19 protein-coding genes and 1 tRNA gene are annotated in these 26,998 nt (G+C 71.5%); 16 read left to right on the forward strand and 4 right to left on the reverse strand.

Annotated elements, in window-relative coordinates; translation table 11 throughout:
• The first annotated feature begins 500 nt into the window (after positions 1-500).
• From O3597_RS03870 to O3597_RS03910, 9 genes are all read left to right on the forward strand, one after another.
• Positions 501-1,661: an inositol-3-phosphate synthase gene (locus tag O3597_RS03870; RefSeq protein ID WP_164449465.1), complete on the forward strand. Its 1,161-nt coding sequence runs from the start codon at positions 501-503 to the stop codon at positions 1,659-1,661.
• Complete coding sequence (locus O3597_RS03875; RefSeq protein WP_281603271.1) at positions 1,645-2,622, forward strand: SCO3242 family prenyltransferase; 978 nt, start codon at positions 1,645-1,647, stop codon at positions 2,620-2,622. The genes O3597_RS03870 and O3597_RS03875 overlap by 17 nt, the downstream gene beginning before the upstream one ends.
• The gene (locus O3597_RS03880) at positions 2,619-3,548 is read left to right on the forward strand and encodes a sugar phosphate isomerase/epimerase family protein (RefSeq protein WP_164449466.1); all 930 of its coding nucleotides are present in this window, start codon (positions 2,619-2,621) and stop codon (positions 3,546-3,548) included. The genes O3597_RS03875 and O3597_RS03880 overlap by 4 nt, the downstream gene beginning before the upstream one ends.
• 70 nt (positions 3,549-3,618) lie before the next feature.
• Positions 3,619-4,266 (forward strand): EboA domain-containing protein, encoded by a 648-nt coding sequence (locus O3597_RS03885; RefSeq protein ID WP_281603272.1) that lies wholly within the window; start codon positions 3,619-3,621, stop codon positions 4,264-4,266.
• Complete coding sequence (locus O3597_RS03890; protein ID WP_164449468.1) at positions 4,236-5,087, forward strand: TatD family hydrolase; 852 nt, start codon at positions 4,236-4,238, stop codon at positions 5,085-5,087. The genes O3597_RS03885 and O3597_RS03890 overlap by 31 nt, the downstream gene beginning before the upstream one ends.
• Positions 5,087-6,364, forward strand: a complete 1,278-nt coding sequence (eboE, locus tag O3597_RS03895) for a metabolite traffic protein EboE (protein WP_281603273.1) — start codon at positions 5,087-5,089, stop codon at positions 6,362-6,364. Before O3597_RS03890 ends, eboE begins: the two co-directional genes overlap by 1 nt.
• 120 nt (positions 6,365-6,484) lie before the next feature.
• A complete protein-coding gene (locus O3597_RS03900) occupies positions 6,485-7,873 on the forward strand; it encodes a nucleotide pyrophosphatase/phosphodiesterase family protein (RefSeq protein ID WP_164449470.1) in 1,389 nt (462 codons plus the stop codon).
• Complete coding sequence (locus tag O3597_RS03905) at positions 7,870-8,937, forward strand: polyprenyl synthetase family protein (protein WP_281603274.1); 1,068 nt, start codon at positions 7,870-7,872, stop codon at positions 8,935-8,937. Before O3597_RS03900 ends, O3597_RS03905 begins: the two co-directional genes overlap by 4 nt.
• A gap of 208 nt (positions 8,938-9,145) precedes the next feature.
• A complete protein-coding gene (locus O3597_RS03910) occupies positions 9,146-9,616 on the forward strand; it encodes a hypothetical protein (protein ID WP_164449472.1) in 471 nt (156 codons plus the stop codon).
• Between the two features lie 65 nt (positions 9,617-9,681).
• Here O3597_RS03910 and O3597_RS03915 read toward each other — a convergent pair whose 3' ends face one another.
• Together O3597_RS03915 and O3597_RS03920 are read right to left on the reverse strand one after the other, a co-directional pair.
• Positions 9,682-13,722 (reverse strand): hypothetical protein, encoded by a 4,041-nt coding sequence (locus O3597_RS03915; protein WP_281603275.1) that lies wholly within the window; start codon positions 13,720-13,722, stop codon positions 9,682-9,684.
• Between the two features lie 132 nt (positions 13,723-13,854).
• Positions 13,855-14,328, reverse strand: coding sequence for a hypothetical protein (locus O3597_RS03920; protein WP_164449474.1), 474 nt, complete (start codon positions 14,326-14,328; stop codon positions 13,855-13,857).
• A 442-nt stretch (positions 14,329-14,770) separates the two neighbouring features.
• On the opposite strand from O3597_RS03920, the gene O3597_RS03925 reads away from it, so the two are divergent.
• The 3 genes from O3597_RS03925 (at position 14,771) to O3597_RS03935 (ending at position 20,666) form a co-directional block, all read left to right on the forward strand.
• Positions 14,771-17,611: a PQQ-dependent sugar dehydrogenase gene (locus O3597_RS03925; protein WP_281604466.1), complete on the forward strand. Its 2,841-nt coding sequence runs from the start codon at positions 14,771-14,773 to the stop codon at positions 17,609-17,611.
• Positions 17,612-17,688: 77 nt separating this feature from the next.
• Positions 17,689-19,407 carry a ThuA domain-containing protein gene (locus tag O3597_RS03930; RefSeq protein WP_281603276.1) on the forward strand — a complete coding sequence of 573 codons (1,719 nt, stop codon included), beginning with the start codon at positions 17,689-17,691 and terminating at the stop codon, positions 19,405-19,407.
• A 251-nt stretch (positions 19,408-19,658) separates the two neighbouring features.
• On the forward strand, positions 19,659-20,666 hold the full coding sequence (locus O3597_RS03935) for a sugar phosphate isomerase/epimerase family protein (RefSeq protein WP_164449476.1): 1,008 nt from the start codon (positions 19,659-19,661) through the stop codon (positions 20,664-20,666).
• A gap of 45 nt (positions 20,667-20,711) precedes the next feature.
• Here O3597_RS03935 and O3597_RS03940 read toward each other — a convergent pair whose 3' ends face one another.
• Positions 20,712-21,890 (reverse strand): ROK family transcriptional regulator, encoded by a 1,179-nt coding sequence (locus O3597_RS03940; protein WP_164449477.1) that lies wholly within the window; start codon positions 21,888-21,890, stop codon positions 20,712-20,714.
• Between the two features lie 157 nt (positions 21,891-22,047).
• A complete protein-coding gene (locus tag O3597_RS03945; protein WP_281603277.1) occupies positions 22,048-22,431 on the reverse strand; it encodes a hypothetical protein in 384 nt (127 codons plus the stop codon).
• A 275-nt stretch (positions 22,432-22,706) separates the two neighbouring features.
• Between O3597_RS03945 and O3597_RS03950 the strand changes: the two genes are divergently transcribed.
• The 4 genes from O3597_RS03950 (at position 22,707) to O3597_RS03965 (ending at position 26,995) form a co-directional block, all read left to right on the forward strand.
• A tRNA-Asn gene (locus O3597_RS03950) sits at positions 22,707-22,779 on the forward strand.
• Positions 22,780-23,068: 289 nt separating this feature from the next.
• Positions 23,069-24,304: an NAD(P)/FAD-dependent oxidoreductase gene (locus O3597_RS03955; RefSeq protein ID WP_281603278.1), complete on the forward strand. Its 1,236-nt coding sequence runs from the start codon at positions 23,069-23,071 to the stop codon at positions 24,302-24,304.
• A gap of 46 nt (positions 24,305-24,350) precedes the next feature.
• Positions 24,351-25,301 (forward strand): hypothetical protein, encoded by a 951-nt coding sequence (locus O3597_RS03960; RefSeq protein WP_235945084.1) that lies wholly within the window; start codon positions 24,351-24,353, stop codon positions 25,299-25,301.
• Positions 25,298-26,995 carry an insulinase family protein gene (locus O3597_RS03965; protein WP_281603279.1) on the forward strand — a complete coding sequence of 566 codons (1,698 nt, stop codon included), beginning with the start codon at positions 25,298-25,300 and terminating at the stop codon, positions 26,993-26,995. The genes O3597_RS03960 and O3597_RS03965 overlap by 4 nt, the downstream gene beginning before the upstream one ends.
• Positions 26,996-26,998: the final 3 nt, after the last annotated feature.

Here is a 26,998-nt window from a genome sequence, read left to right on the forward strand (position 1 = left end):
CCACCTCCGGAGCCGACCGGCGAGGGTCGGCCACGGTTGCGCCCCGTGGCCGGTACGGGTCGGGTCCGGAGGTCGTGCCCCGGGCGACCGGCGGCACGAGCAATGCGGTTCCTCCGGTGCGGCCGGACCGGGATTCCCCGGCAGCACCGGAGGGCCGCCGCCCATCGACCGGTTCACCGAACGTCCACCTGGAGACTCCCGCCGCCAGGCGGACCGCGTCCGACGAGTCGTCCGATCGGGACATCGTCGTCCCGACCGGGCCGGATGCGGGGGAGGCAGGGGCGAGACGCCGACTGTCCCTGCCTGCCAGCCCCGTCCGTCCGACCCATCCGGTACGCCGGCCCGGCGTCGTCGCCGCCGACCTCGACGCCGGCCGGCGAGTCGCACCGGAGCGGGCGGCGGACGGGGCGCATCGGCACAACCCGTATCTTTTTCAGCTTTTTCCTGATATCAAGGTTCAATCGATGCATGTCGGTTTCCTGGGCACCGGAAGGAGCGCTATGCGTACAGGTGTCTGGCTGGTGGGGGCACGTGGCTCGGTCGCGACCACCAGCATCGTCGGAGCGCTCGCGCTGCGTGCCGGGCTGACCGGGCCGACCGGCTGCGTCACCGAACTGCCCGGGGTCAACACCCCCGCCTTACCGGGCTTCGCCGACCTGGTCTTCGGCGGCCACGACGTGGTCGCCACGCCGATCGCCAAGCGCGCCGAGGCGCTCGCCGACGCCGGTGTGCTGCCGGCCCGCCTGGTGGCCGCGCTGCCCGAGGAACTGGCCGCCGTGGAACGGGAACTACGCCCCGCGCCCACCGGCGGAACCCAGGCCGACCGGGCCGCCGCGATCGTCCGCGACCTCACCACGTTCCGCCAGCGACACGAGCTGGCCCGGGTGGTGATGGTGAACGTCGCCGCCACCGAACCGACCCCCCCGGCACATCCCGGCCACGCCGATCCGGACGCGCTGCGCGTCGCCCTCGCCGGGCCCGACGAGGTGCTGCCACCCAGCTCGCTGTACGCGTACGCGGCCGTCACGGCGGATTGCCCGTACGTCGACTTCACCCCGTCGACCGGTCTGCGGCTGCCGGCGCTCACCGCGCTGGCCGACCGCCACGGCGTGCCGCACGCCGGCCACGACGGCAAGACCGGGGAGACGCTGCTCAAGTCGGTGCTCGCCCCGATGTTCGCGATGCGCCACCTCGCCGTCCGGTCCTGGTCCGGGCTCAACCTGCTCGGCGGCGGCGACGGCGCCACCCTGGCCCACCCCGACGCCAACGCCGCCAAGGTGCGCAGCAAGCAACGGGTGCTCGGCGAGACGCTCGGCTACCTGCCGCAGGGCGACACCCGGATCGGCTACGTCGAGGAACTCGGTGACTTCAAGACCGCCTGGGATCTGGTCACCTTCGCCGGCTTCCTCGGCACCGGGATGCGGCTGGAGTTCACCTGGCACGGCTGCGACTCGGCGCTGGCCGCCCCACTCGTGCTCGACCTGGCCCGGCTCACCGCCGCCGCGCACGCCGCCGGCCGCACCGGGCCGCTTGACGACCTGGCCTTCTTCTTCAAGGACCCGCTCGGCACCGCGACCCACTCGCTGGCCGACCAGTGGAACCGGCTGTGCGCGTTCGCGGGCAGCCTGGACGCCGGAGACACCGATGCCGCGCGTGGCTGACCTGGCCGAGCTGGTCCGCGCCCCGGCCGCGCTCTCCGTACCCGGGGACGTGGTCGCCGGTGCCGCCGCGGCCGGCGCCCTCGGTCCGCGTACCCCCGCCCTCGCCGCCGCGTCGGTGCTGCTGTACTGGGCCGGCATGGCCGCCAACGACTGGGCCGACCGCGAGCTGGACGCCGTCGAACGCCCCGAGCGGCCGATACCGAGCGGCCGGGTCAGCCCCGGCCTCGCGGTCGGCCTGGCCACCGGTCTCACCGTGGCCGGCGTCGGGCTCGCCGCCGCAGCCGGCGGCCGGCGGGCCACCGCCGTCGCGTTGCCGCTGGCGGCCGCCGTGTGGGGGTACGACCTGGCGGCCAAGAACACCGCCGCCGGCCCCGCCATGATGGCGACCTGCCGGGGACTGGACGTGCTGCTGGGTGCCGCCGGGGGCCGGACGGCGCGGGCGTTGCCGGCGGCGGTCACCGTCGCCGCGCACACCTGGACCGTCACCGCGCTGTCCCGCCGGGAGGTCAGCGGCACCGACCGGGCCCTGCCGCTGCGTACCCTCGCCGGCACCGCACTGGTCGCCGCGAGCGCCGCGCTCCCGCCCGGCCGCCGGCTCACCGCGAACGTCTTCTGCACCGGTGGCCCGGCGGAGTCCGGCCGGCGCGCCCCTGTCGTCCGCACCGACGGTGAGCGAACCGGCGACGTCGGGAACGGTCGGCGTGCCCTCGGCACCGTGGCGGTGGCGCTGCCCGCCGTCCTCGCCGCCTGGTACACCGCCCGCTACGGCACCGCGCAGGCGCGGGTGGCGGCCGAGCCGACCGCCGCGCGGGTTCGCTCGGCGGTCGGCGCCGGCATCACCGGCCTGCCCGCGTTGCAGGGGGCGCTGACCGCCCGCGCCGGGTCCGGACTGCTCGGACTGGCGGTGGCGGCGGCCGCGCCGCTGGGCCGGCGGCTGGCCCGGAAGGTCTCACCGACATGACGGCCGCCGCCACCGCCCCCGAGGGACTGCGATTCGGGTACGGGACCAACGGCTTCGCCAACCACCGCCTCGACGACGCGCTCGCGGTCATCGCCGACCTCGGCTACTCCGGTGTCGCGCTCACTCTGGACCACGACCACCTCGACCCGTTCGCGCCCGGACTCGCGGGGCGCGTCGACGCCGTCGCTCGCCGGCTGGCCGACCTCGGCCTCGGACTGGTGATCGAGACCGGCGCGCGGTTCCTGCTGGACCCCTGGCACAAGCACGCCCCGACGCTGCTGCACGACGACCCCACGCTGCGGATCGAGTTCCTGCGTCGGGCGGTGGCGATCGGCGCGGATCTCGGCGCCGAGGCGGTCTCGTTCTGGGCCGGAGTCCGGCCGGACACGGTCACTCCGGCGGTGGCCTGGGACCGCCTGGTCGCCGGCTGCGCGGCCGTCGTCGAGGCGGCCGAGGCCGTCGGGGTGACGCTGGGGTTCGAACCGGAACCGGGCATGCTGGTCGAGGACATCGCCGACTGGCGCCGCCTGCACGCGGTGCTCGGCTCGCCGGCCCGCCTCGGCATCACCCTCGACATCGGACACTGCCGGTGTCTGGAGCCACGGCCGGTAGCGGACTGTGTCCGTGACGTCGCCGCACACCTGGTCAACGTGCAGATCGACGACATGCGGCGCGGGGTGCACGAACATCTGGAGTTCGGCGTGGGTGAGATCGACTTCCCGCCGGTGCTGGCCGCGCTGCGGGAGATCGGCTACCGGGGCCTGGTGGCGGTCGAACTGCCCCGACACTCGCACGCCGCACCCACCGTCGCGGCCCACTCGCTGGAATTCCTGCGCGCCGCCGCCTCGCCGCACGCCCTTTGCTCTGCTTCAACCGGCGCACCACCAGGCGTCCGCTGTCCGGACGACGACCGACGCGTGGCGTGAAGCAGAGCAAAGGACGCACGCGGTGGTACCGCCACGGCCGTCGACGGCGGCGGACGAGGGAGGAGACGCGATGACAGTGGACGAGCTTCGGGCGGCCCTGCGGGGCGTACCCGATCCGGACTGGTTGGCCACCGCCCTGGACCGTGTCGCGGCCGAGCCCACCGCCATCGCGCGGTTCTTCCCGGCGGCCGGCCGGCGCTGCGGCCGACACGACCTGCCCGACCTGCCCGGTTGGACCGCCGACGAGGCGGCCCGGGCCCTGCTGCTGGCCAGCCTCCGCACCGACCATGCCGAGCAGGCCGGGGCGCTCTACCGCACCGGGGACGCCGCCGAGAAACGGGCCGTGCTCAAGGCGTTGCCGATGCTGCCGATCGGCGCGGCCGGCACGCCGCTGCTGCACGACGCGATCCGCACCAACGACACCCGGCTGGTCGCCGCGGCCCTCGGCCCGTACGCCCGCCACCTCGACCCGCCGGCCTGGCGGCAGGCGGTGCTCAAGTGCGTCTTCACCGGTGTGCCGCTGGCGGCGGTGGCCGACCTCGACTCGCGCGCGGACGGGGAACTGGCGGAGATGCTCGCCGCGCTGGCCGCCGAACGCCGGGCCGCCGGCCGGAGCATGCCCGCCGACGCCACCGAACTGCTGGACCGGCTCACCGCCGCCAGCCAGCCCCAGCCCAGGGAGGTGTTATGCGGATCTTCGACCCGCACATCCACATGACGTCGCGCACCACCGACGACTACGAGCGGATGGCCGCCGCCGGCGTCCGGGCAGTGGTGGAACCGGCGTTCTGGCTGGGCCAGCCGCGCACGAACGTCGGCTCGTTCACCGACTACTTCGACTCCTTGGTCGGGTGGGAGCCGTTCCGGGCCGGGCAGTTCGGGATCCGCCATCACGCCACGATCGCGTTGAACCCGAAGGAGGCCAACGACCCGCGCTGCCGGCCGGTGCTCGACGAGCTGCCCCGCTACCTGGAGAAGGACGGCGTGGTGGCGGTCGGCGAGATCGGCTACGACTCGATGACGCCCGAGGAGGACGACGCCTTCGCCGCGCAGCTCGCCCTGGCCGTGGCGCACGACCTGCCGGCGATGGTGCACACCCCGCACCGGGACAAGGCCCGGGGTGTCGAGCGCAGCCTGGCCGTGGTCGCCGAGTCCGGCATCGCGCCGCAGCGGGTGGTGCTCGACCACCTCAACGAGACGACCGTGAAACTGGTCCGGGACACCGGCTGCTGGCTGGGCTTCTCCATCTACCCGGACACCAAGATGTCGCCGCCGCGCATGGTCGAGCTGCTCAAGGCGTACGGGACCGAGCGGGTGCTGGTCAACTCGGCCGCGGACTGGGGGCGCTCCGACCCGCTGCTCACCCGGGCCACCGGCGAGGCGATGCTCGGTGCCGGTTTCACCGACGACGACGTCGACCGGGTGCTGTGGCGCAACCCGGTCGAGTTCTACGGGCAGTCCGGACGGCTCGACCTGACCGACGACGACCTCGCCGAGCCGACCTTCGCCGGCAACTCGATCCTGCGCGGCGGCAGCTGATGCGGCTGCGGCATCCCGGTGGGGGGACCGTCCACCTCGGGTACTGCACGAACGTGCACCCCGCCGAGGACCTCGCCGGCATCGTCGCCCAACTGGACCGCTACGCGGTGCCGGTCCGCGAGACGCTCGGCGCCGATCCGCTCGGCCTGGGCCTGTGGCTGGCCGCCCCGGTGGCCGCCGAACTGGCCGCCGATCCGGCCGCCCGTCGCCGGTTGCGCACCGAGTTGACCGTACGCGGGCTGGAGGTGGTCACCCTCAACGGTTTCCCGTACGCGGCCTTCCAGGCGCCGGTGGTCAAGGGGGCGGTGTACCGCCCGGACTGGACCACGGACGACCGGCTCGGATACACCCTCGACCTGGCCCGGGTGCTTGCCGACCTGCTGCCCGACGACGCCGCCCGCGGCTCGGTCTCCACCCTCCCGCTGGCCTGGCGTACGCCGTGGGACCAGGCTCGCGCGGACGCCGCCCGGCACCGGCTCGACCGGCTCGCCGCCGGACTCGCCGCCGTCGAGCGGGACACCGGTCGGCCGGTGCGGGTCGGCTTCGAGCCGGAGCCCGGTTGCGTGGTGGAGAGCACCCCGCAGGCCGTCGCCGCGCTGTCCGGGGTGGACACCGACCGTCTCGGGATCTGCCTGGACCTGGCCCACCTCGCCTGTGCCTGGGAGGAGCCGGTCGCCGCCCTGGAGCGGCTGGCCGGTGCCGGCCTGCCGGTGGTGAAGGTGCAGGTGTCCGCCGCGTTGGAGGCGACCGACCCGGCCGGTGACGCCGCCGCCCTGCGCCGCTGGGTCGAGCCGCGTTTCCTGCACCAGACCCGCACCGCCGGCTGCGCCGCCGCGACCGGCAGCGCATCGACGGCGGCGAACGGTGCCGCACCGACCGCCGGCAACGGTGCCGCACCCACCGCCGGACCTGGGCTCGCCGATCCGGCGGATCCGAGCTGGGCGGCCGACGATCTGGACGCCGCCCTGGACGCCGCGCTGCCCGGACCGTGGCGGGTGCACTACCACGTGCCGCTGCACGCGCCACCGGAACCACCGCTGGGTTCGACCCTGCCGGTGCTGCGCGCCGCGCTGGCCGCGCTCTTCGCCGGCACCGACGCGGGGTGCGACCACCTGGACGTCGAGACGTACACCTGGGGGGTGCTGCCGGCCGCGCGTCGGCCGCGCACCGACGCGGAACTGGCCGCCGGGATCGCCGCCGAACTGGCCTTCACCCGGGACGAGTTGGTCGCCCTCGGACTGGCCCCGCAGTCGCGAACAGAGGGGGTGTCGCGGTGAGCGCGAGGAGTGAGCCGGTGTTGCGAGCCCCGCAGTCGCGAACAGAGGGGGTGTCGCGGTGAGCGCGAGGAGTGAGCCGGTGTTGCGAGCCCCGCAGTCGCGAACAGAGGGGATCAGAGCATGAGTCGGCAACTGGTGGTGCTCGACGTGGTGGGGCTGACGCCCCGGCTGCTGGCACACATGCCCCGGCTGCGCGCGGTCGCCGACACCGGGTTCCGCGCCGAGTTGGGCACCGTGCTGCCGGCGGTCACCTGCTCGGTGCAGTCGACCTTCCTCACCGGTGCCCTGCCCGCCGAACACGGCATCGTCGGCAACGGCTGGTACTTCCGGGACCTCGGCGAGGTGCTGCTCTGGCGGCAGCACAACGCGCTGGTCGGCGGGGAGAAGCTGTGGCAGGCCGCGCGCCGCGCCCGGCCCGGCTACACGGTGGCGAACGTCTGCTGGTGGTACGCGATGGGCGCGGACGTGGACTGGACGGTCACCCCGCGACCGGTCTACCACGCCGACGGTCGCAAGGAGCCGGACTGCTACACCGATCCGCCGCAGCTGCACGACGCGCTCACCGAGCGGCTCGGCACCTTCCCACTGTTCACCTACTGGGGACCGGGCGCGGGCCTGCCGTCGTCGCGTTGGATCTGCCGGGCGGCCGAGCAGATCCTCACCGGGTACTCGCCCGACCTGACCCTGGTGTACGTGCCGCACCTGGACTACGACCTGCAACGCTTCGGCCCGTCGTCGCCCCGGTCCGCCGCCGCGGCGGCCGAGTTGGACGGCGTGCTCGCGCCGCTGCTGGACGCCGCGCAGGCCCGCGACGCGACGGTGGTGGTGCTGTCGGAGTACGGCATCACCGAGGTGTCCCGGCCGGTGGACGTCAACCGGCTGCTGCGCGCCGAGGGGCTGCTGCGGGTGCACACCCAGGTGGGCATGGAGTACCTCGACCCGTGGACCTCCCGGGCGTTCGCGGTCGCCGACCACCAGGTCGCCCACGTGTACGTGCGTGACCCGGCCGACGTGCCGGCGGTGGCGAAGCTCTGCGCCGGGCTGCCCGGGGTGGCCGAGGTGCTCGACGCCGACGGCAAGGTGGCGCACGGGTTGGACCATCCGCGCGCCGGTGAGCTGGTGCTGGTGGCCGAGCCGGACGCCTGGTTCACGTACTACTACTGGCTCGACGACGCGCGTGCGCCAGACTTCGCCCGGCTGGTGGAGATCCACCGCAAGCCGGGGTACGACCCGGCGGAGCTGTTCTTCGACCCCGCCGGACCCGGCGCGGCGAAGCGCCGGGCCGCTACCGCGCTGGCCCGCAAGAAGCTCGGGCTGCGGTACCTGATGAACGTGGTCGGGTTGGACGCCGGCGCGCGGGCGGTCCGGGGCTCACACGGCCGGCTGCCCGCCGATCCGGCCGACGGGCCGGTGCTGCTCTGCTCCGACGCGTCGGTGGCCCGGGACCGGATAGCCGCCACGGAGGTGAAGGGGCTGCTGTTGGAGCTGGCCCGATTGGAGGGACGGTGACGGTCGCCGAGGCACCTGTCGACTCCGCCGGGTTGCGGGCCCGCTTCGACGCCGAGCTGACGGCCTTCCTCGACCGGCAGGATCCGGACTGGCCGGACGGCGCACCACGGGGGGTCTTCACCACGCTGCACCGGTTCGTGCTGGCCGGCGGCAAGCGCCTGCGACCACTGTTCTGCTACTGGGGCTGGCGCGGCGCGGGTGGCCCGGACGGCACGCCGATCGTGGCCGCCGCCGCCGCGCTGGAGCTGTTCCACGCCTTCGCGCTCATCCACGACGACATCCTGGACGGCAGCGACCGTCGCCGGGGCGAGCCCTCGGTGCACCGAATCTTCGCCGACCTGCACGCCCGGTCGTCGTGGCGGGGCGACCCCGAGGCGTACGGGCGCAACACCGCCCTGCTCTGTGGGGACCTCTGCGCCGCCTGGTCGGACCAGATGTTCCACGAGTGCGGGCTCAGCCCCGACCAGGTGCACCAGGGGTACGCCGTGTTCGCGCTGATGCGTACCGAGGTGATCGCGGGGGAGTATCTCGATCTGGTGTCCGGGGTGGGCGACGGCTCGGTGGCCAGCGCGCTCACGGTGATCCGGATGAAGGCGGCCCGCTACACGGTCACCCGGCCGTTGCAGATCGGCGCCGCGCTGGCGGGTGCACCCGTCGAGCTGCTGGACGCGCTGGCCGAGTTCGGCGACCCGCTCGGGGACGCCTTCCAGCTCCGCGACGACGTGCTGGGGGTCTTCGGTGACCCGGCGGTGACCGGCAAGTCCGTACTGGACGACCTGCGCGAGGGCAAGCCGACGGTGATGATGGCGCTGGCCCGCGACGCCGCCGACCGGGCGCAGGGCGCCCGGCTGCGCGAGCTGTTCGGCAATCCCGACCTGGACGCCGACGGCGCCGCCGAGCTGCGCGAGATCATCGAGCGCACCGGAGCCCGCCGGAAGATCGAGCAGATGATCCAGGTCCGTGCCGAGGCCGGGCTGGCGGCGTTGGAGCACACCGAGGTGACCGCGGAGAGCCGGACCGCCCTGATGGAGTTGGCCGCCCAGGCCATCGACCGTCAGCGCTGAGTTCGCGCGTCGGACGTTTGTCTGGTTCGGCCGGGGCGGCGCGGCATTTTACAATAATGTACGCCGATGCTGCACTTTTATTTCGTCCGCAGAATTGTGGCCGAGGCATTGATGGCAACGATATGAATCGTTAGGATCAAATCAAGTCCGGTTCGCCGGAACCGGTAATCGAAGCGGGGAGATGGTGTTCGTGGTAAAACGAAAGTCAGTGGTGGTCAGGTTGCTGACCGCGGCGGTGCTGGCGCTCGGTGTCGGGGCTGCAATCGCGCCGCAGGCGGTGCACGCCGCACCTCCGCCGGGTGTTTCCGACGGTGCTGCCGGCGACTCCGCCGTGGCCGCCTGCTACGAGGGACGGATCCCGAACAGCAGCCGGTACGACGGCAACATCAGTGTCCACGTGTACGGCTCGGCGTGCACGACCCGGTGGGGTCGGCTGGTGTGGGACGACAACAACAACTGCTGCGTTCCGGTCTGGGTGAAGGTCGAGCGGCAGGTGAACGGCAGCTACGGCTGGCTACCGACGCACACGAAGACCAAGAAGGTGCTGTTCGGTGATTTCGGCAACCACAACACGGCGACCGTGCCCTGGGTGCAGTACAGCAACCAGCGTTTCCGGGCCTGTTGGGGCGTTGGCACCAGCGAGCCGTCCACCTGGAACTGTGGCCCCTTCGTGAACTAGGGCATCGACCAGCGGTTGGGTAGCGCGATTGGGTGGGTCCGCCAAAGCGGACCCACCCAATCCCATTACAGGCCGATGTTGCGGAACTCGCGATTCAACGATCGCGCGTAGTTCGCCGCTCCGCTGATCTTCGGGTGGAACGATTGTTGAGACGGGTTCTGGACCTTCGAATGGTCCTCACCCGCCGTTTTCGCGGCAACGATTCCGTGAATGGTTTCGGGTTCGCCGCAGACCCCCTGTCCGGCGAAGTCGCCATTGATGATCGGATCGACGAAGCGAACCCGGCCGAGGCTGCTGTTCGCCGCGATCGCCACTTCGCTGAGGACGTCGCGCAACTCGACAGCCAACTGGTTGGTCCAGGCAGCCTCCGAGTCGCTGATCCCGTAACCGAGCCACTCGACGCAGTTCGCATCGTTGGAGAACAGTTGTGGGTAACCCATGAGCATGATCTGGGCGTTCGGGGCCATCACGCGGATCGCGCGGAGCACCGTGGCGATTGACTGGCGGCCCTCCCGGTCCATGAGCCGGGGCAGGTAGTCGGCGGCCCGGTGACCGTCGATGTCCGACTCCTGGCACGGGATGGGTAGCAGAATGCAGTTCTCTATCGCCGCCGACCACTCCACGTCGTTGCCACCGACCGAGAGGGTGACCAGCGTGGTGTTCTCGTCCACGAACCCCTTGTCCAGTTGGGAGACTTCGCGGGCCTGCTGGCGGGCCGTGGTGCCCCAGGCGGTCTGGAAGGGCGCGCCGGTCAGGGGGTCGGAGACCTGTACGCCGCTGATCGGATTCGACCCGCTGGGCAGCAGGTTGTGCGTCCGGGCACCCGAGCACGCAATGAGGTGATAATCCATCGTGGGGTCGAAGGCGTCCGATCTGGCCCCGATCGAGCGTTGTTGCGGGTCGTCCCGCAACCACGCCTGACGCGACCAGGCATGCTGTGAGCGATGACAGCCGTTGCGGTGCTCCAGGACACCGCCCCCGTTGTGGTTGGAGTCGTGGTAGTAGTCGGTCGACGCGTCGGTGGCTGCTCCCTCGCCGGAGGAGTACGACTCCCCGAGCGCGACCACGAAGTTGCGCGGCTTCTGGCTCAGCGGCACGATCGCGACGGCGTCCCACGCCACGTTCTCGACACCGACATCGACGCCCCGGGTGATGTTGCTCAGTGACACCTGCGGGACTCCGTTGAACTGGAAGGTGCCCAGCGGCACCCACCGGTTGGTGCCCTGACGCTGGCCCACCACGCGGGTCTTGTGGCGCTTGCTGGTGATGTTCGCGCCGCGATCGACCGTGTAGTGCGCCTGTTGACTGTGCGCGCCGTGACTCGGCATGTGCACGTACACCCGCGCCCACTGGTTGAGGCTGCGGCCGAGACGCCACGTCCCGGTGACCTTGAGGCGGTCGGTCTGCTCGGACGCGGCGTTCTGTTCGTGGGCGAACCAGAAGTGCCCGTTGAGGCCGCTGCCGATCTGGTGGAAGTCGGCCTTGGACGGGTACAGGCCGGAGGCGTTGCCGCTGAACTGGAGGCTGAAGGTGCCGTTGTTCGTCACCGGCGTGGGGCATGCGTCGGACCGGACGATCCCGACGGAGCTGGGCTGGTCGTCGACGATCAACGCCCCGGCGGGCAGGCCGCTGACCGCGCACCTCGGTGGATAGTGTGTCCCTCGGGCCGGCTCGGCCGAGCCGGGGCTGAACCGGATGTTCTCGTAGCCGCACGCGACCTGGCAGCCGGACTTCCAGTCGACCGGCCAGTGCCACCAGCAGTGGTAGTCGCTGTAGCCGCACGAGGTCGACGTCGAGGTCACCGAACAGTTGTTGGCGCTGGTGCAGAAGGTGCCCAGCGGCGGTTTGATCGACTGCGTGCGGTGCAGCGGGTCGACCCACCACGCCTGGAGGTAGCCGGCGTGGTACTCGTTCGGCGTCCGGAAGTCGTACTTGACGATCGGGTACGCGGCCCAGCCCATCACCTTCTCCGGGTATGACCAGTCGCCGGGGTGGGCTGCGTCACCCGGAGAACCGTTGCCGTTGTCCCCGTCGAGGAACGGCGTCCGGGTGTACGGATACTCCGGATTGGCGATGTTCTGCGACCAGCCGAGGCCCCAGTTGCCCCGGTCGTCGGTGCAGTTGGGGCCCGGCGAGCAGCCCGTTCCCCCGGTGATGGCCTGCGGGTTCAGCCCGGTGTTGTAGGCCCAGATCGCCGCCCACCAGTTCTCCGGGTTGGCCGGATCGGCATCGTTCATGCGGATGCCGAGGTTGTAGGTCTGGTTCCACTTGTCCTGGAGGATGCGCAGGCTGGCGGCGATGTTGGTGGCGTAGTCGACGGCGATGGCCCGCTGCTCGTTCGCCGGGCGGATCACCTCACCCGGCTTGCCCCGGCCGGCCATGCGCATTCCGTCGGTGACCTGGCCGACACCGTAGCCGCAGTCCGCGTCGGTCCAGTCGATGTCCCAGCCCTGCTCGTCGGCGATGCCGTAGTAGTTGCCGACCAACGGGTTGCCGGGCACCCCTTCGAGGGCGTGCCAACTCGCCTGCCACAGGTTCGACTCCTGCGCCAGGATGCCGAGCATCACCTGGGCGGGTACCCGGCCGCCTCCCGCGAGCGGAATCGGCGGCAGCATTCCCTGCGGTGACCAGGCCGGCAGGCCCGACTGCCGCCAGTTCGCCGGACGTTGGACGGTGAGCGCACCCTGTACCGCCAGGTTCGCCGCCCACTCCACCTGCCGCCAGTGCGGCTGTTCGACCTGCGTCCGCACGTCGTTGCGCGGCACGGAGCAGTAGCGGTCGGGCTCGACGGGATCGGTCGGCGAACCGCTGGCCTGCGCTCGGAGCCCCCCATCGGCCCGGTGGGCCCGAGCCACCTGTGGGTCGATACGTCGACCACCGTCCGCCTTCCGGCTCGCCCGAGCACCAAGGGCCACCCGGAAGTCAACCTGCTTGCCGGTGCCCAACACCTCTGCGCGCAGTGCGACCGGGAGACCCGACGCTTCGCCGGTCGGCGGCACCGCGGCGGCGGTGCCGTTGGTGACAGGGGCTCGGCGCAGCGCCAGGTGGCCGTGCGTGGACAGCTCGGTCGACGTCGGCACGGCCACCCGGCGTACCGCCGGGGGCAGCGACCCGGTCGACGTGGGCTCACCGGTCAGAAAGACCTGGCCATCAGTGCCGCGATCGAGGCCGATCCCGGTCAACGGCCCTCGCGCCAACTCCCGCACCTGGCCGTCCTGCACCCGGCGCGCCAGGGTGGTCTCGTCGTCCGCCGCCTCCAACCAGGTGAGTCCTCCGGCGGAGTCCGGACGCAGGTAGGCAGCGACGCCCCGGGTGGTGGCGAGCGTGTGGCGGGAACCGTCCCGGTCCAGTCGGAAGATCCGGCCACCCTCCGCCGCGGCCAGGTTGGCACCGTACGGGACCGCCGAGGTCACCTGGCCACTGAGCTGCTGCCGCCGGACGACCGTGCCCCGTACGGTGTCGACGAGGTGTACGCGGGTCCGGCCGAGGTCGCTCGCGCCGCCCTGGGTCAGCACGGCGGTCTCACCATTTCCGCAGCCCGGGTTGTAGTACGCGATGCTGACGTTCAGGCCCAGCTTCGTCACCTTCCCGGTGCCGATCTCCACCACCGCGGCGAACGCACCCCGGTCGAACAGGTGGCTGCGGTTGGTGAAGTGCCGGGGTTGGTAGACCACGACCGCCCGGCGGCCGGACGCGGTCAGGCAGGCGCGCCCGATCCACTGTTCGCTGCTGATCGTCGGCTCGCTCAGCGACGCGACGGTCCGCCAGGTGTATCCGGTCCGCTCCTCGGCCACCAGCAGGTGGAAGCCCCGGCTGTCACCGGAGGTCGTCCACGCCAGATCGGCCGACGAACGCCAGCCCTTCGGCAGCACCGTGTCGCGGTCGCCCGCAGGCACCTCGGCGATCTCGGCTGCGGGCTGTGGCGCGGCGTCGACAACCGACTCCGGTGCGGGTACCGGTGCGGGTGCCGGTGTCGGTGCGGCCTGGGCAGGGCCGGCCACCGCACCGAAGGTGGTGGTGAGCAGCGCGGCGATTACCGCGGCGACTCTTCGGCGTGCAGTTCCATCGAGGGTCTGGTCGGCCCGGTGGGGCCTTCGTGTGCGCATTCGCTCCTCTTCCTGCTGTGGGTGGACCGCGCCGGGACCGGCGCGGGGGTCGATGGCAGGGCGAACCTGACCTGATCCGGGCAGGGTGGGACGGCCGCTCGTGCGACAGGCACGAGCAGCTGGTGTAGGAGGTCAGGACGACGTGGCTGAGGGGGCGGCCGGCGCGGTGGGTCGCCAGCCGGACGGCACGGCGTCCGGTGGGCAGTCGAAGAGCTCCGCCGAGACGATTCGCGGCTGACCCGGCGACCGGGTCACCTCGAATCGGGCGCAGAAGATGTAAAGGGCCTCTACCTGGGACCAGAGCCAGCCCGAGCCGGTGCCCTCCAGGACCAGGCGCACCTCGCCGAGCGAGCCGATGCCATCAACGTCCGGCTCAGTCACGTCCGAACTCAACTCACGGGCGTTGGCGTGCACGGTGGCGACGATGCGGTCCAGGATCTCCCGGGTGCCCGACGGACTCCCCGACGTCTGGTCCTGGCGGGCCCATTCGGTGGCATCGGCCGCGACCTGCTCGATGTGTGCCGTGATGCTGCCCCGGGCGTCCTCGTGGGCAGAGTCGACGCAACCACTTGTGATGAGGAGAACTGCGCTCAGCGGCACAGCCACGACGAGCCGGTGGGTGACAGGCCGCCGGCCTGGGCGGGTCACGGTGGCGTCAGCGCATCGACACCAGCACGCGTTGGCACGTCTTCTCTGTTGTGCAGCCTCACTGCCACTACCCCCGTAGTAGTCGTGTACGTGGTACCCAACTGCCGAAGATCCTACCGACGTAGAGGAGTGTGTCAATCGATCGACACCATCGCATGTAGACAGCAAAACCGTCGTACTTTGAGTGGATCAAACAAAAGTCGGTCGCACTTCATCGAAAGTTGTAGACATGTGCGCGTCATGTCGCCTAGCGTGTTCGCCAGCACCGAAATGTTTCGTCGAGGTGAACCGGCGGCGCGGGACCCCCCTCGGCACCCCCGCTACGGCATCCGGCGCGACGGCGCGCGCCCCGCCCTGGCAGAAGCACTCGTCAGGAAGGGACAGCACTGCGATGTCCACCATGCGCACCACCCACCACCCCGCACGGTGGTCCACCAGCGCCTCGGCGCTGCTCCTGGTCGTCACCGCCGGCGCGATCGCCGTCGCCGACCCGACCCCGGCCCGCGCCCACCCCATCGTCGCCAGCGATTTTCAACAGGTCACCCTCGCCAAGGGAGTGGCCGAGGTCGGCGAACCGATGACCCTCGCGGTACTGCCGGACCGCTCGGTCCTGCACACCGCCCGCAACGGCACCCTGCGTCGCACCGACGCGGCCGGCACCACGACGGTGATCGGCACCGTGCCGGTCTACACCCATGACGAGGAGGGCCTGCAGGGCGTCGGCGTCGACCCGAACTTCGCCAGCAACCGGCACATCTACCTCTACTACGCCCCGCCGCTGTCCACCCCGAGCGGCGACGCGCCGGCCACCGCCAGCGACTTCTCCGCCTGGCAGGGGGTCAACCGGCTGTCCCGGTTCACCCTCAACGCCGACTTCACGCTCAACCAGTCCAGCAAGGTCGACGTCCTCGACGTGCCCGCCGACCGGGGCATCTGCTGCCACGTCGGCGGCGACATCGACTTCGACGCGGCGGGCAACCTGTACCTGTCCACCGGCGACGACACCAACCCGTTCGACTCGGGCGGCTACTCGCCGCTGGACGAGCGCACCAACCGCAACCCGGCGTACGACGCGCAGCGCAGCGCCGCCAACACCAACGACCTGCGCGGCAAGATCCTGCGGATCAAGGTCAACGCCAACGGGTCGTACTCGATCCCGGCCGGCAACATGTTCGCTCCCGGCACCGCCCGGACCCGCCCCGAGATCTACGCGATGGGCTTCCGCAATCCGTTCCGGATGAGCGTCGACAAGGCCACCGGCGTCGTCTACGTCGGCGACTACGGGCCGGACTCGGGCTCCACCTCCGCGCGCGGGCCCAGCGGGCAGGTCGAGTTCAACCGGGTCACCGGCCCGGGCTTCTACGGCTGGCCGTACTGCACCGGCACCAACACCACGAACGAGACGTACGCCGAGTGGAACTTCGCCAACGGCACCGCCGGTCCGAAGTACAACTGCACCGGCGGCGCGACGAACAACTCGTTCCGCAACACCGGTCTGACCACCCTGCCGGCCGCCAAGCCGTCCTGGATCCGCTACGCCGGTGACGCCGGCAGCCCACCGGAGTTCGGTGGTGGCTCCGAGTCGCCGAGCGGTGGCCCGGTCTACCGCTACAACGCGGCGTCGACGTCGACCACCAAGTGGCCGCAAAGCTTCGACGGGCTCTTCTTCGCCGGTGAGTTCGGCCGAGGCTGGATCAAGCCGATCCACGTCAACAGCGACGGCTCGGTGGGCGCCATCGACGCCTCGTTCCCGTGGAACGGCAAGCAGGTCATGGACATGGCCTTCGGCCCGGACGGCGCGCTCTACGTGCTCGACTACGGCACCGGCTACTTCAACGGCGACGCCAACTCGGCGCTCTACCGTTACGACTACGTCGCCGGCGGCAACCGGGCGCCCACGGCGGTCGCCTCGGCGAACCGGACCTCCGGGGTCGCCCCGTTGACCGTGAACTTCTCCTCGGCCGGGTCGTCGGACCCGGAGGGTGGGGCGTTGACCTACTCGTGGGCGTTCGGCGACGGCACCACCTCGACGTCGGCCAACCCGAGCAAGACCTACACCACCAACGGCAGCTACACCGCCACGCTCACCGTACGCGACCCGCAGGGCGCCACCGGCACCGCGAGCGTGCAGATCCGGGTCGGTAACACCGCGCCGACGGTCACCATCAACGGCCCGGTCAACGGATCGCTGTTCTCCTTCGGCGACACCGTGCCGTTCAGCATCACGGTGACCGACCCGGAGGACGGCACCATCGACTGCACCAAGGTCAAGATGACCTACGTGCTGGGCCACGACAGCCACGGCCACCAGATCACCTCGCGCAACGGCTGCTCAGGTTCGATCACGATCCCGGTGGACGGGGAGCACGACTACGCGGCGAACATCTTCGCCATCTTCGACGCCGAGTACACCGATGCCGGCGGGCTCACCACGCACACCCAGCACACCCTCCAGCCGCGCAGCCGGCAGGCCGAGCACTACAAGACCTCCGCCGGCATCGCCACCTTCGACAAGGCGGCCGCCGAGGGCGGCAAGACCGTCGGCAACATCAACAACGGCGACTGGATCGCGTTCGAGCCGTACCGGATCAACAACGTGACGTCGTTCAGCGCCCGGGTCTCCTCGGCCGGCTCCGGCGGCACCCTCCAGGTGCGCGCCGGCTCGGCCACCGGCACCGTGCTCGGCTCGGCCACCGTCCCGGTCACCGGCGCCTGGGACACCTTCACCTCGGTCACCGGCAGCATCAGCAACCCGCCGTCCGGCACCACCACGCTCTACCTGACCTTCGCCGGCACCGGGACCGGCTCGCTCTACGACCTGGACTCGTTCACCTTCACCACCGGCAGCGGTGGCACGGGCGGAACCGGTCCGATCGTCGGCCTGGGCGGTAAGTGTCTGGACGTGCGCAACGCGGCCACGGCCGACGGTACGCAGATCCAGATCTACACCTGCAACGGTACGGCGGCGCAGACGTGGACGGTGACGCCGAACTCGACGATCCGGGCGTTCGGTAAGTGCCTGGACGTCGACGGTGCCGGCTCGGCCGACGGTACGAAGATCCAGCTCTGGACGTGCAACGGCAGCGGTGCCCAGAACTGGTCGGCCCAGTCCAACGGCACGTTGCGTAACCCGAACTCGGGCAAGTGTCTGGACGTGTCGAACAACAGCTCCGCCGACGGGCAGGCCGTGCACCTGTGGACCTGCCACACCAACGCCAACCAGCGCTGGACCCTGCCCTGATTCCGAGGAGGGGCCCCTCGTGAACACCTAGTGTTGTGAAGGGCCCCTCCTGACACCACCACCGTTGGGAGAGCGACATGCGCAGACTCCTCCGAACCACCGTCGGCCTGGCCACCGCAGCCCTCGCCGTACTCGCCTGCACCACCCCGGCCACCCCGGCCAGCGCCGCCGACGCCCCGTACGACGTGCTGGTCTTCTCCAAGACGGCCGGTTTCCGGCACGACTCCATCGCGGTGGGCACCCAGACCATCCGCGACCTGGGCGCGGCGAACAGCTTCACCGTCACCGCGACCGAGGACGCCGGCGTCTTCACCACCGGCAACCTCGCCCAGTACGAGGCGGTCATCTTCCTCAACACCACCGGCGACGTGCTCAACGGCAGCCAGCAGAGCGCGTTCGAGTCGTACATCGGCTCCGGTGGCGGCTACGTCGGCGTGCACTCCGCCGCCGACACCGAGTACGGCTGGTCCTTCTACGGCAACCTGGTCGGGGCGTACTTCCGCTCCCACCCGGCCATCCAGCAGGCCACCGTCCGGGTGGAGAACCGCGCCCACGCGGCCACCGCCCACCTGCCGCAGAACTGGGTCCGCACCGACGAGTGGTACGACTTCCAGAGCAACCCCCGCTCCGGGGCGCGGGTGCTGGCGAACCTCAACGAGTCGACGTACTCGGGCGGGGTGATGGGCGCCGACCACCCGATCGCCTGGTGCAAGACGTACAACGGCGGTCGGTCCTTCTACACCGGCGGCGGCCACACCCAGGCGTCGTACGCCGAACCGGCCTTCCGGGCGCACCTGCTCGGCGGCATCCGGTACGCGGCCGGCCGCACCAAGGCCGACTGCCGGCCGGAGACCGGCTACACCACCCTCTACAACGGCTCGACCAGCGGCTGGTCCCAGGCCGGGCCGGGCAGCTTCAGCAACTCCGACGCCACCCTGACCTCGGTCGGCGGGATGGGACTGTTCTGGCACAGCGCCAAGCAGTTCACCAACTACTCGCTGAAGCTGGACTGGCGGGTGGCCGGAGACGACAACTCCGGGGTCTTCATCGGCTTCCCACCGTCGAGCGACCCGAACTCCGCCATCAACAACGGCTACGAGGTGCAGATCGACCCCACCGACGCCGCCGACCGGACCACCGGCGCGGTCTACGGCTTCAAGTCCGCCGACCTCGCCGCCCGCGACGCCGCGCTGAATCCGGCGGGGGAGTGGAACACCTACGAGCTGCTGGTGGAGGGGGAGCGTCTCCAGGTCTTCCTGAACGGCACGAAGATCAACGACTTCACCAACACCGACCCGGTCCGGTCGCTCGCCGGGCACATCGGCATCCAGAACCACGGCACCGGCGACGACGTCTCGTTCCGCAACATCCGGATCAAGGAACTCGGCGGCTCGAACCCGCCGCCGGGCGGTGACCGGACCGGCCGGATCACCGGGTTGGCCGGCAAGTGTCTGGACGTGCGTAACGCGGGCACGGCCGACGGTACGCAGATCCAGATCTACACCTGCAACGGTTCGGCGGCGCAGACGTGGACGGTGACGCCGAACTCGACGATCCGGGCGTTGGGCAAGTGCCTGGACGTCAACGGTGCCGGCTCGGCCGACGGTACGAAGATCCAGCTCTGGACGTGCAACGGCAGCGGTGCCCAGAACTGGTCGGCCCAGTCCAACGGCACGTTGCGTAACCCGAACTCGGGCAAGTGTCTGGACGTGTCGAACAACAGCTCCGCCGACGGGCAGGCCGTGCACCTGTGGACCTGCCACACCGGCGCCAACCAGCGCTGGGTCCTGCCGTAACCGAACAGGTTGTGCCGCCCCGGTGCGACGGTCACCCCGTCGCACCGGGGCTCTTTCGAACCGCCCGCGACCCGCCTAGAGTGGGAGACGGCGACCGCGAGGTGGCCGGTGAGTCGACGGGAGGCGCAACCCGTCGGCCCCAGACGCGAACGCGTCCACCGGTGCACCGTCGAGGCCGTCACCCATCCGGTCATCCCTCGCCCCGGTCCCGCAGGTAACGGAATCCCCAACACGACAGGGGAAAAGGACACATGGCGCGACCGATCACGCTGTTCACCGGCCAGTGGGCCGACCTTCCGTTCGACGAGGTGTGCCGGCTCGCCGCCGAGTGGGGCTACGACGGCCTGGAGATCGCCTGCTGGGGCGACCACTTCGAGGTCGACAAGGCCATGGCCGACGACTCGTACGTCGAACGCAAGCGGGAGACGCTCGCCAAGCACAACCTCCAGGTCTTCACCATCTCCAACCACCTGGTCGGCCAGGCGGTCTGCGACCACCCGATCGACGAGCGGCACCAGGGCATCCTGCCCGCCCGGATCTGGGGCGACGGCGAGCCCGAAGGGGTACGCCAGCGGGCCGCCGAGGAGATCAAGGACACCGCCCGCGCGGCGGCGAAGCTCGGCGTGGACACCGTCGTCGGCTTCACCGGCTCGTCGATCTGGCACACCCTGGCGATGTTCCCGCCGGTGCCGCCGGCCATGATCGAGCGCGGCTACCAGGACTTCGCCGACCGGTGGAACCCGATCCTCGACGTCTTCGACGAGGTCGGGGTGCGTTTCGCCCACGAGGTGCACCCCAGTGAGATCGCGTACGACTACTGGACGACGAAGCGGACCCTGGAGGCGATCGGCAACCGGCCCGCCTTCGGGCTGAACTGGGACCCGTCGCACTTCGTCTGGCAGGAACTCGACCCGGTCAACTTCATCTTCGACTTCGCCGACCGGATCTACCACGTCGACTGCAAGGACGCCAAGGTGCGTACCGGTGACGGCCGGCGCGGCCGGTTGGCCTCGCACCTGCCCTGGGCGGACCTGCGCCGTGGCTGGGACTTCGTCTCCACCGGCCACGGCGACGTGCCGTGGGAGGACTGCTTCCGGGCGCTGAACGCCATCGGTTACTCCGGCCCGATCTCCATCGAGTGGGAGGACGCCGGGATGGACCGGCTGGTGGGCGCACCCGAGGCGCTCCAGTTCGTCCGCCGGCTCGCCTTCGACGCACCGTCGGCCGCCTTCGACGCGGCCTTCAGCAGCAAGGACTGAACGCCTTCGGTCGCCGGGGGCCGGCCCGCAGCCGGCCCCCTGTGGTCAACCGGCGCTGAAGACATGTTCGCTGGCCAGGTACGCCGCGCCCACCACGGCGGCCCGGCCCGCCAGGTCGGACAGCACGATCGGCATGGTGCCGGTGGCCAACGGCGCCGACCGTCGGTAGACCACGCCACGGATCTCGGAGAGCAGCAGGTGGCCGAGCCCGTCGGGTGCGCCGCCGATCACGACCATGCCGGGGTTGAAGAAGCTGACCAGACCCACCAGCACCCGACCGAGCCGGCGGGCGGCGTCGCGGACGAGGAGCTGGGTGGCCGGATCACCGGCGGTGGCGGCCGCGACCACGTCCGCGACGGTGAGCGAGCCCGCCTCGGTGACGCGCGCGGCCAGCACCGGGGAGCGGTCCGACCGGGCGACCGCCAGTGCCGCCCGGACCAACCCGACATCCCCGCAGTACGCCTCGAGACAACCGGCCTCCCCGCACGCGCAGGGCGGCCCTTCCTCGCCGAGCGGTAGGTGCGCGATGTCGCCCGCGCTACTGGTCGCGCCCCGGTAGAGCGATCCGCCGAGCACCAGCCCGCAGCCGAGCGCCGTACCGAGCTTCACGTAGAGGAAGTCCTCGACGGTACGGCCGATGCCGGCGTGCCGCTCGCCGAGGGCGAGCACGTTCGCGTCGTTGTCGACGAGCACCGGGCAGCCCAGTTCGGCGGCGAAGGCGTCCCGGACCGGAAAGCGCTGCCACCGAGGCAGGACGGCCGGTGCGGTGGAGGTGCCGCCGTCGACCGGCCCGGGAAGGGCGACACCGACCCCGGTGAGTTCGGTGACGCCCAGTTCGGCGCGGAGCTTGTCGACCAGCTCGATGGCCCGGCCGATCACCGGCTCCGGCCCGTCGCGTACGTCCGCGACCTCGCTGGCCTCGGTGAGCACGTTCAGCTCCCCGTCGGTGACGGCGACGGTGACCTGGTCGGTGGCGACCACCACGCTGGCGAAACGCACGCCGCCGGAGAGGCGCAGCAACGACGACCGGCGCCCGCCCCGGGACGCCGCCGGCCCGGCGGTTTCGACAAGCCCGCGGGCGACGAGCCCGCCCAGTTCGGTGGTGAGGGCCGTCCGGGACAGGCGCAGCAGGTCACCCAGCTCCACCCGGGACCGGGGGCCCTCGTCCCGCAGCAACCGGACCAACCGTGCCTGCTGCGGATTCTCCGGCCGGACCAGGGCCATCTCGACCACCTCCGGGCGAAGTGTTCCACGGCGGTGTTTCGAACCAGTGGCCAGCCGAAGCCGACAGCGTCAACGTCTGGCCGCGTCGGTCCGCTGCCGTCCGGGCGTACGGACGGGCCCGGTCACCGAGGTCGGTGGCCGGGCCCGTCCGAGGTGCTCAGAGCGTGCTGCCGTTGGCTCCGGTACCGGTCGGCTTGGTGCGGGGGGTGGTGGACGTCGAAGCGGAGCTCGACGTGCCGGAACCCGACTTGCTGCCGGCCGTGGCCGGCGTACCGGCGAACGTGTCGTCGGCCGGGGTGAGCCCTTCCTTGCCGTTGGAGTTCAGCTTCTCGCCCAGCTTGGAGTTGCCGAGCTTGTCCTTGCCCTCGTGGTAGAGGCGGTTCGCCTGGGCCTGCGCGACCCCGGCCGCCTCCTGGACGGTCGGGTGGTCGAGCACCTTGCGGCCCCGGACCACCAACTCCTCGTACTTCTCCCGGCCGGCACGGGCGCCCAGGACGAACCCTGCAGCCAGCCCGCCAAGGAACATGATCTTTCCGCGCATGGCGGCTCCTTTCGTACCTGACGCGCCGTCGTCCCGCTCCCGGAAGCCGGGTGGCGGGACTGACCGATTCGCGCCTGCGTCCTGTCGTCGGCAGCTAACTACCCATCCTGCTCTCCGCTCATACCTCCTTGTGCCAGGATGACGATTTGTCTGGTAAACGGTCGCCGCGTCGCTCGGTGGTGGCCGATGAACCCCCTGGACCAACACCCCCTGCCGTCCTGTACTCTTGTGCCCGGCGCGCGGTGCGGAGCGATCCGTTCCGGGCGTTGTTGCGGTCCCCCGTAGCTCAATTGGCAGAGCAGCCGGCTGTTAACCGGCAGGTTTTTGGTTCGAGTCCAAACGGGGGAGCTTCCTACTTCACCACGACGCCCACCGGCCAGATCTGGTGGGCGTCACTCGTGTCCCACCAGATCCGGCCGGCGGCGCGACGCCGGGCTTTCAGCGGGCGGCACCCGGCCAACGCGTCTACGCTGGTGCGCGTCGATCCTGCGACGACAGCCGGTGGGTGGGATGTCCGGAAACTGGAAGATCGGCTCGGCCGAGCCGCGACCATCCGAGGCCGCCGCGCGCCCCGCCGTGGCGGCGCGCCCCGCCCGCCGCCAGCCCGCACCGGCACAACCAGGGCACGACGTACCCCATGCCCGCTGACACCGACGTCGTGATCGTGGGCGGCGGCCTCGCCGGCCTCGCCGCAGCCCGCCGCCTGCACCGCGCCGGAGTGTCCTGGCGGTTGGTAGAGGCCGCCGACCGGCTTGGTGGCCGGGTCGCCACCGACACCGTCGACGGCTTCCTGCTCGATCGTGGATTTCAGGTCCTCAACACGGCGTACCCCCGGCTCGGCGCGTTGCTCGACGTGGACCGTCTCGACCTCGGCTTCTTCGTTCCCGGGGTGCGGGTACGCAAGGGCGACCGGCTGCTGCGACTGGTCAACCCGTTGCGCGAGCCCGCCGGTGGTCCGGGCACCGCCCTGGCCCCCGTCGGCTCCCTGCCCGACCGGCTGCGCTTCGCCGCACTCGCCGCGAGCTACGCCACGCTGCCTCCCGAACGTCTGCTCGCCCGGCCCGAGACCACCGCCGAAGTGGCGCTGCGCCGCGCGGGCCTCTCCCACGCGATCATCGAGGACCTGCTTCGTCCGTTCCTCTCCGGCGTGCTGCTCGACCGGGAACTGGCCACCTCCAGCCACGTCCTGGCGATGGTGCTGCGCTCGTTCGCCCGGGGCCGGGTCGGCCTGCCCGCCGACGGCATGGCGGCGCTGCCCCGGGCCGTCGCCGCGCCGCTGCCGACCGGGCTGCTGGAGCTGCACACTCCCGTCGCCGAGGTGACACCCGGTCGCGTCCGGACCACCGCCGGCGAGTTGCGCTGCCGGGCCGCCATCGTCGCCGTCGACCCACCCACCGCCACCCGGCTGCTGGACCTGCCGCCGGTACGAATGCACGCCTACACCACCTTCTACCACGCGGCCAGCGAGCCACCGCTGGACGAGCCGATCCTGCTGCTCGACGGCGACCGCCGCGAGATGGTCGCCAACACGGTCGTCGTCACCCACGCCGTGCCCGGCTACGCGCCCACCGGCCGGCACCTGATCGCCACCTCCGTGGTCGGGCCGTCGGTACCGTCCGAGCCGGCCGTGCGGCTGGAACTGACCCGGCTGTACGGGCGGCCCACCGCCGACTGGGAACACCTGACCACGGTCACGATCCCCGCCGCGCTGCCCGCCGCGCCGCCGCCACAGGGCCGGCTACGTAAGCCGGTGGGGCTGGGAAACGGACTGTTCGTCGCCGGTGACCACCGCGACAGCCCGTCCATCCAGGGGGCACTCGCCAGCGGCTGGCGCACCGCCGGAGCCGCCCTGCGGCACCTGCGCCAGCACTGAGAATTCGGGGTCACCGGGCCAAAGATGATCACTTATGATCCTCGCCATGCCCGCACCCCTCCCGCCGCCGGTGTTCGACGCCGCGGCGGCGTACCCCCAGGTGGCCGGCGCCCGTGGCGCGCTGGCCGCCGGTGACTGGCCGGCGCTGCGCGCCCTCGTCGACGCCCAGGACGCCCACGGTCGGACGGTCCTCGTCGGCGAGGTCGGTGACACACCGGACGCCGAGCCGCTCCTGCGGAAGGCACTCGCCGAGCAACCGGACGACCCGGTGGCCGCGGCCATGCTGGGGGCGCACCTGATCCACGCCGGATGGCGGATCCGGACGGCCAGCCGGGCACAGGACGTCAGCCGGGCACAGTTCGCCCGGTTCTTCGATCATCTGCGCCGGGCCGAGCAGATCCTCATCGAGGCCACCGCCCGCCACCCGCAGGACGCGGCAGCCTGGACCCAGCGGGTCACCAGCGCCCGCGGCCTGCAACTGGGCCAGGCCGAGGCCCGGCGCCGCTACGACCGGCTCGCCGCCGCGCACCCGCACCACCTGCCGGCGCAGGGCTCCCTGTTGCAGCAGCTCTGTCCGAAATGGAGCGGCAGCTGGGAGAAGGCGTACGACTTCGCCCGGGAATGCACCGACGCCGCACCGGCCGGCGCGCCCAACGCCGTCCTCGTCGTCGAGGTGCACCTGGAGCAGGCCTTCGACCACGGCACCCTGTCCGCCGCGCGGGCATTCCTGCGCGGCCAGCAGGTGCGCGCCGCGATCCACGACGCGGCTCAGCGCTCCATCTGGCACCCCGAGTTCCGCCACGGTTGGGACTGGGTCCAGGTACGCAGCACCTTCGCCCTCGCCTTCTGCCTCATGCAGGAGTGGACACCGGCGGCGCAGCAGTTCGCCGCCCTCGGACACCTCGGTGACGAATCGATGTTCGGCTACTTCGGCGACGCGGTGGCGCAGTTCCAGCGGTTCCGCGACAAGGCGTACGCGAAGGGCGGCCGGCCGTGATCCAACACCTGGAAACCGACGGGGTGCCGACCCTGCTCGCCCCCACCGGCGGGCCGATGCGGGCCGGGCTGACCTTCCGGGTCGGCACCGCCGACGAGACGCTGGCCCGCCACGGCATCACCCACCTGCTCGAACACCTCGTTCTCGCCCCGCTGGGCACCGCCGACTACCACTTCAACGGCGCCACCGGACCGACCTTCACCACCTTCCACATGCAGGGCTCAGCACCGGACATCGCCACCTTCCTCACCTCCGTCTGCGCCAACCTGACCGACCTGCCGACCGGGCGGTTGGAGGTGGAGAAGGACATCCTGCGTACCGAGTGGAGCAGCCGGGGAAGCGCGGCCATCGACGACATCCCGCTGTGGCGCCACGGCGCCCGCGACCACGGGCTCAGCAGCTACCCGGAGTGGGGGCTGGGCAGGCTCACCGCCGAGGACCTGCGCCAGTGGGCCGCACGCTGGTTCACCCGGGAGAACGCGGTGCTCTGGATCGCCGGTGACCGGGTGCCCGAAGGACTGCGGCTGGACCTGCCCGCCGGCACCCGGCAGCCGGTACCGGCCGCCTCGTCGGCGCTGCCGGCCACCCCGGCGTACTTCGTGCACGGCTCGCGGGCGGTGGTGCTCGACGCGGTCGTGCGGCGCCGCACCGCCGCGAACATCTTCGCCGAGGTGCTGGAGCGCGAACTGTTCCGGGCGCTGCGCCAGGACGCCGGTCTCTCCTACACCATCGGCAGCGGCTACGAACCGCGTGGCGACGGCCAGGCCCACCTGCGGACCCTGGCCGACTCGCTGGCCGAGAAGCAGGACGCCGTGCTCGGCGGATTCATCGACGTGCTGGCCAAGCTGCGGGTGGGCCGGATCGAGCAGAGCGACCTCGACGCCGTGGTGGCCAAGCGGATCGACATGTACGCCACCGCCGAGGCCGACGCCACCCGGCTGCCCGCGTACGCCTTCAACCTGCTCAACGGCGAGCCGAACCGCACCATCGACGAGCAGCTCGCGCAGCTGAAGGCGGTAACCCTCGCCGACCTGCACGAGGTCGCCCAGGAGGCGTACGCCTCGGCGCTGCTGATGGTGCCGAACGGGACCAGCGCCGACTGGGCTGGCTTCACCGCCGCGCCCACCTCGTCGGAGTCGACCGTCGCGGGCACCACCTACCGCGCCCGCGACGACGACAGTCGACTACTCATCGGCACCGAGGGAGTCAGCCACCTCAGTGCCGGTGGCACCCTCACGGTCACCTACGCCGACTGCGCCGCGATGCTGGCCTGGCCCGACGGCGCCCGGCAGCTCATCGGCCACGACGCGATCGTGCTGCACATCGAGCCGACCCTGTTCGACACGCGCCCGGCGGCGATGCACGTCGTCGACAGCGGGGTGCCGATCGACCGGCAGATCACCATGCCGCCCCGCGATCCGGAGAGCATTCCCCAACCGCGTGCCCTCCGCGCGGCTCGCGAGCGCCTGACCCGGCCGAAGCGGGCCGGGTGGGAGATCCTGCTGATGGTGCTCAGCGGCCTGGCCACGCTGGTGGTGGGCGGGTTCACCCTGCTGCTCACCATCGGCATGCTGATCAGTCCCACCGCCGAGGAGGACGTCGCCGTACTGTGGGGTGCGGTCGTGGTCGGCTGGCTGCTCACTGTTATCCTCGCGTTGCCCATCGTGCTGCTGACACGAGGGCGACGCCGGTGAGGA

Origin of the sequence: Verrucosispora sp. WMMA2044 (genome assembly GCF_027497155.1) — a bacterium.
Taxonomy (GTDB): Bacteria; Actinomycetota; Actinomycetes; order Mycobacteriales; family Micromonosporaceae; genus Micromonospora; species Micromonospora palythoicola.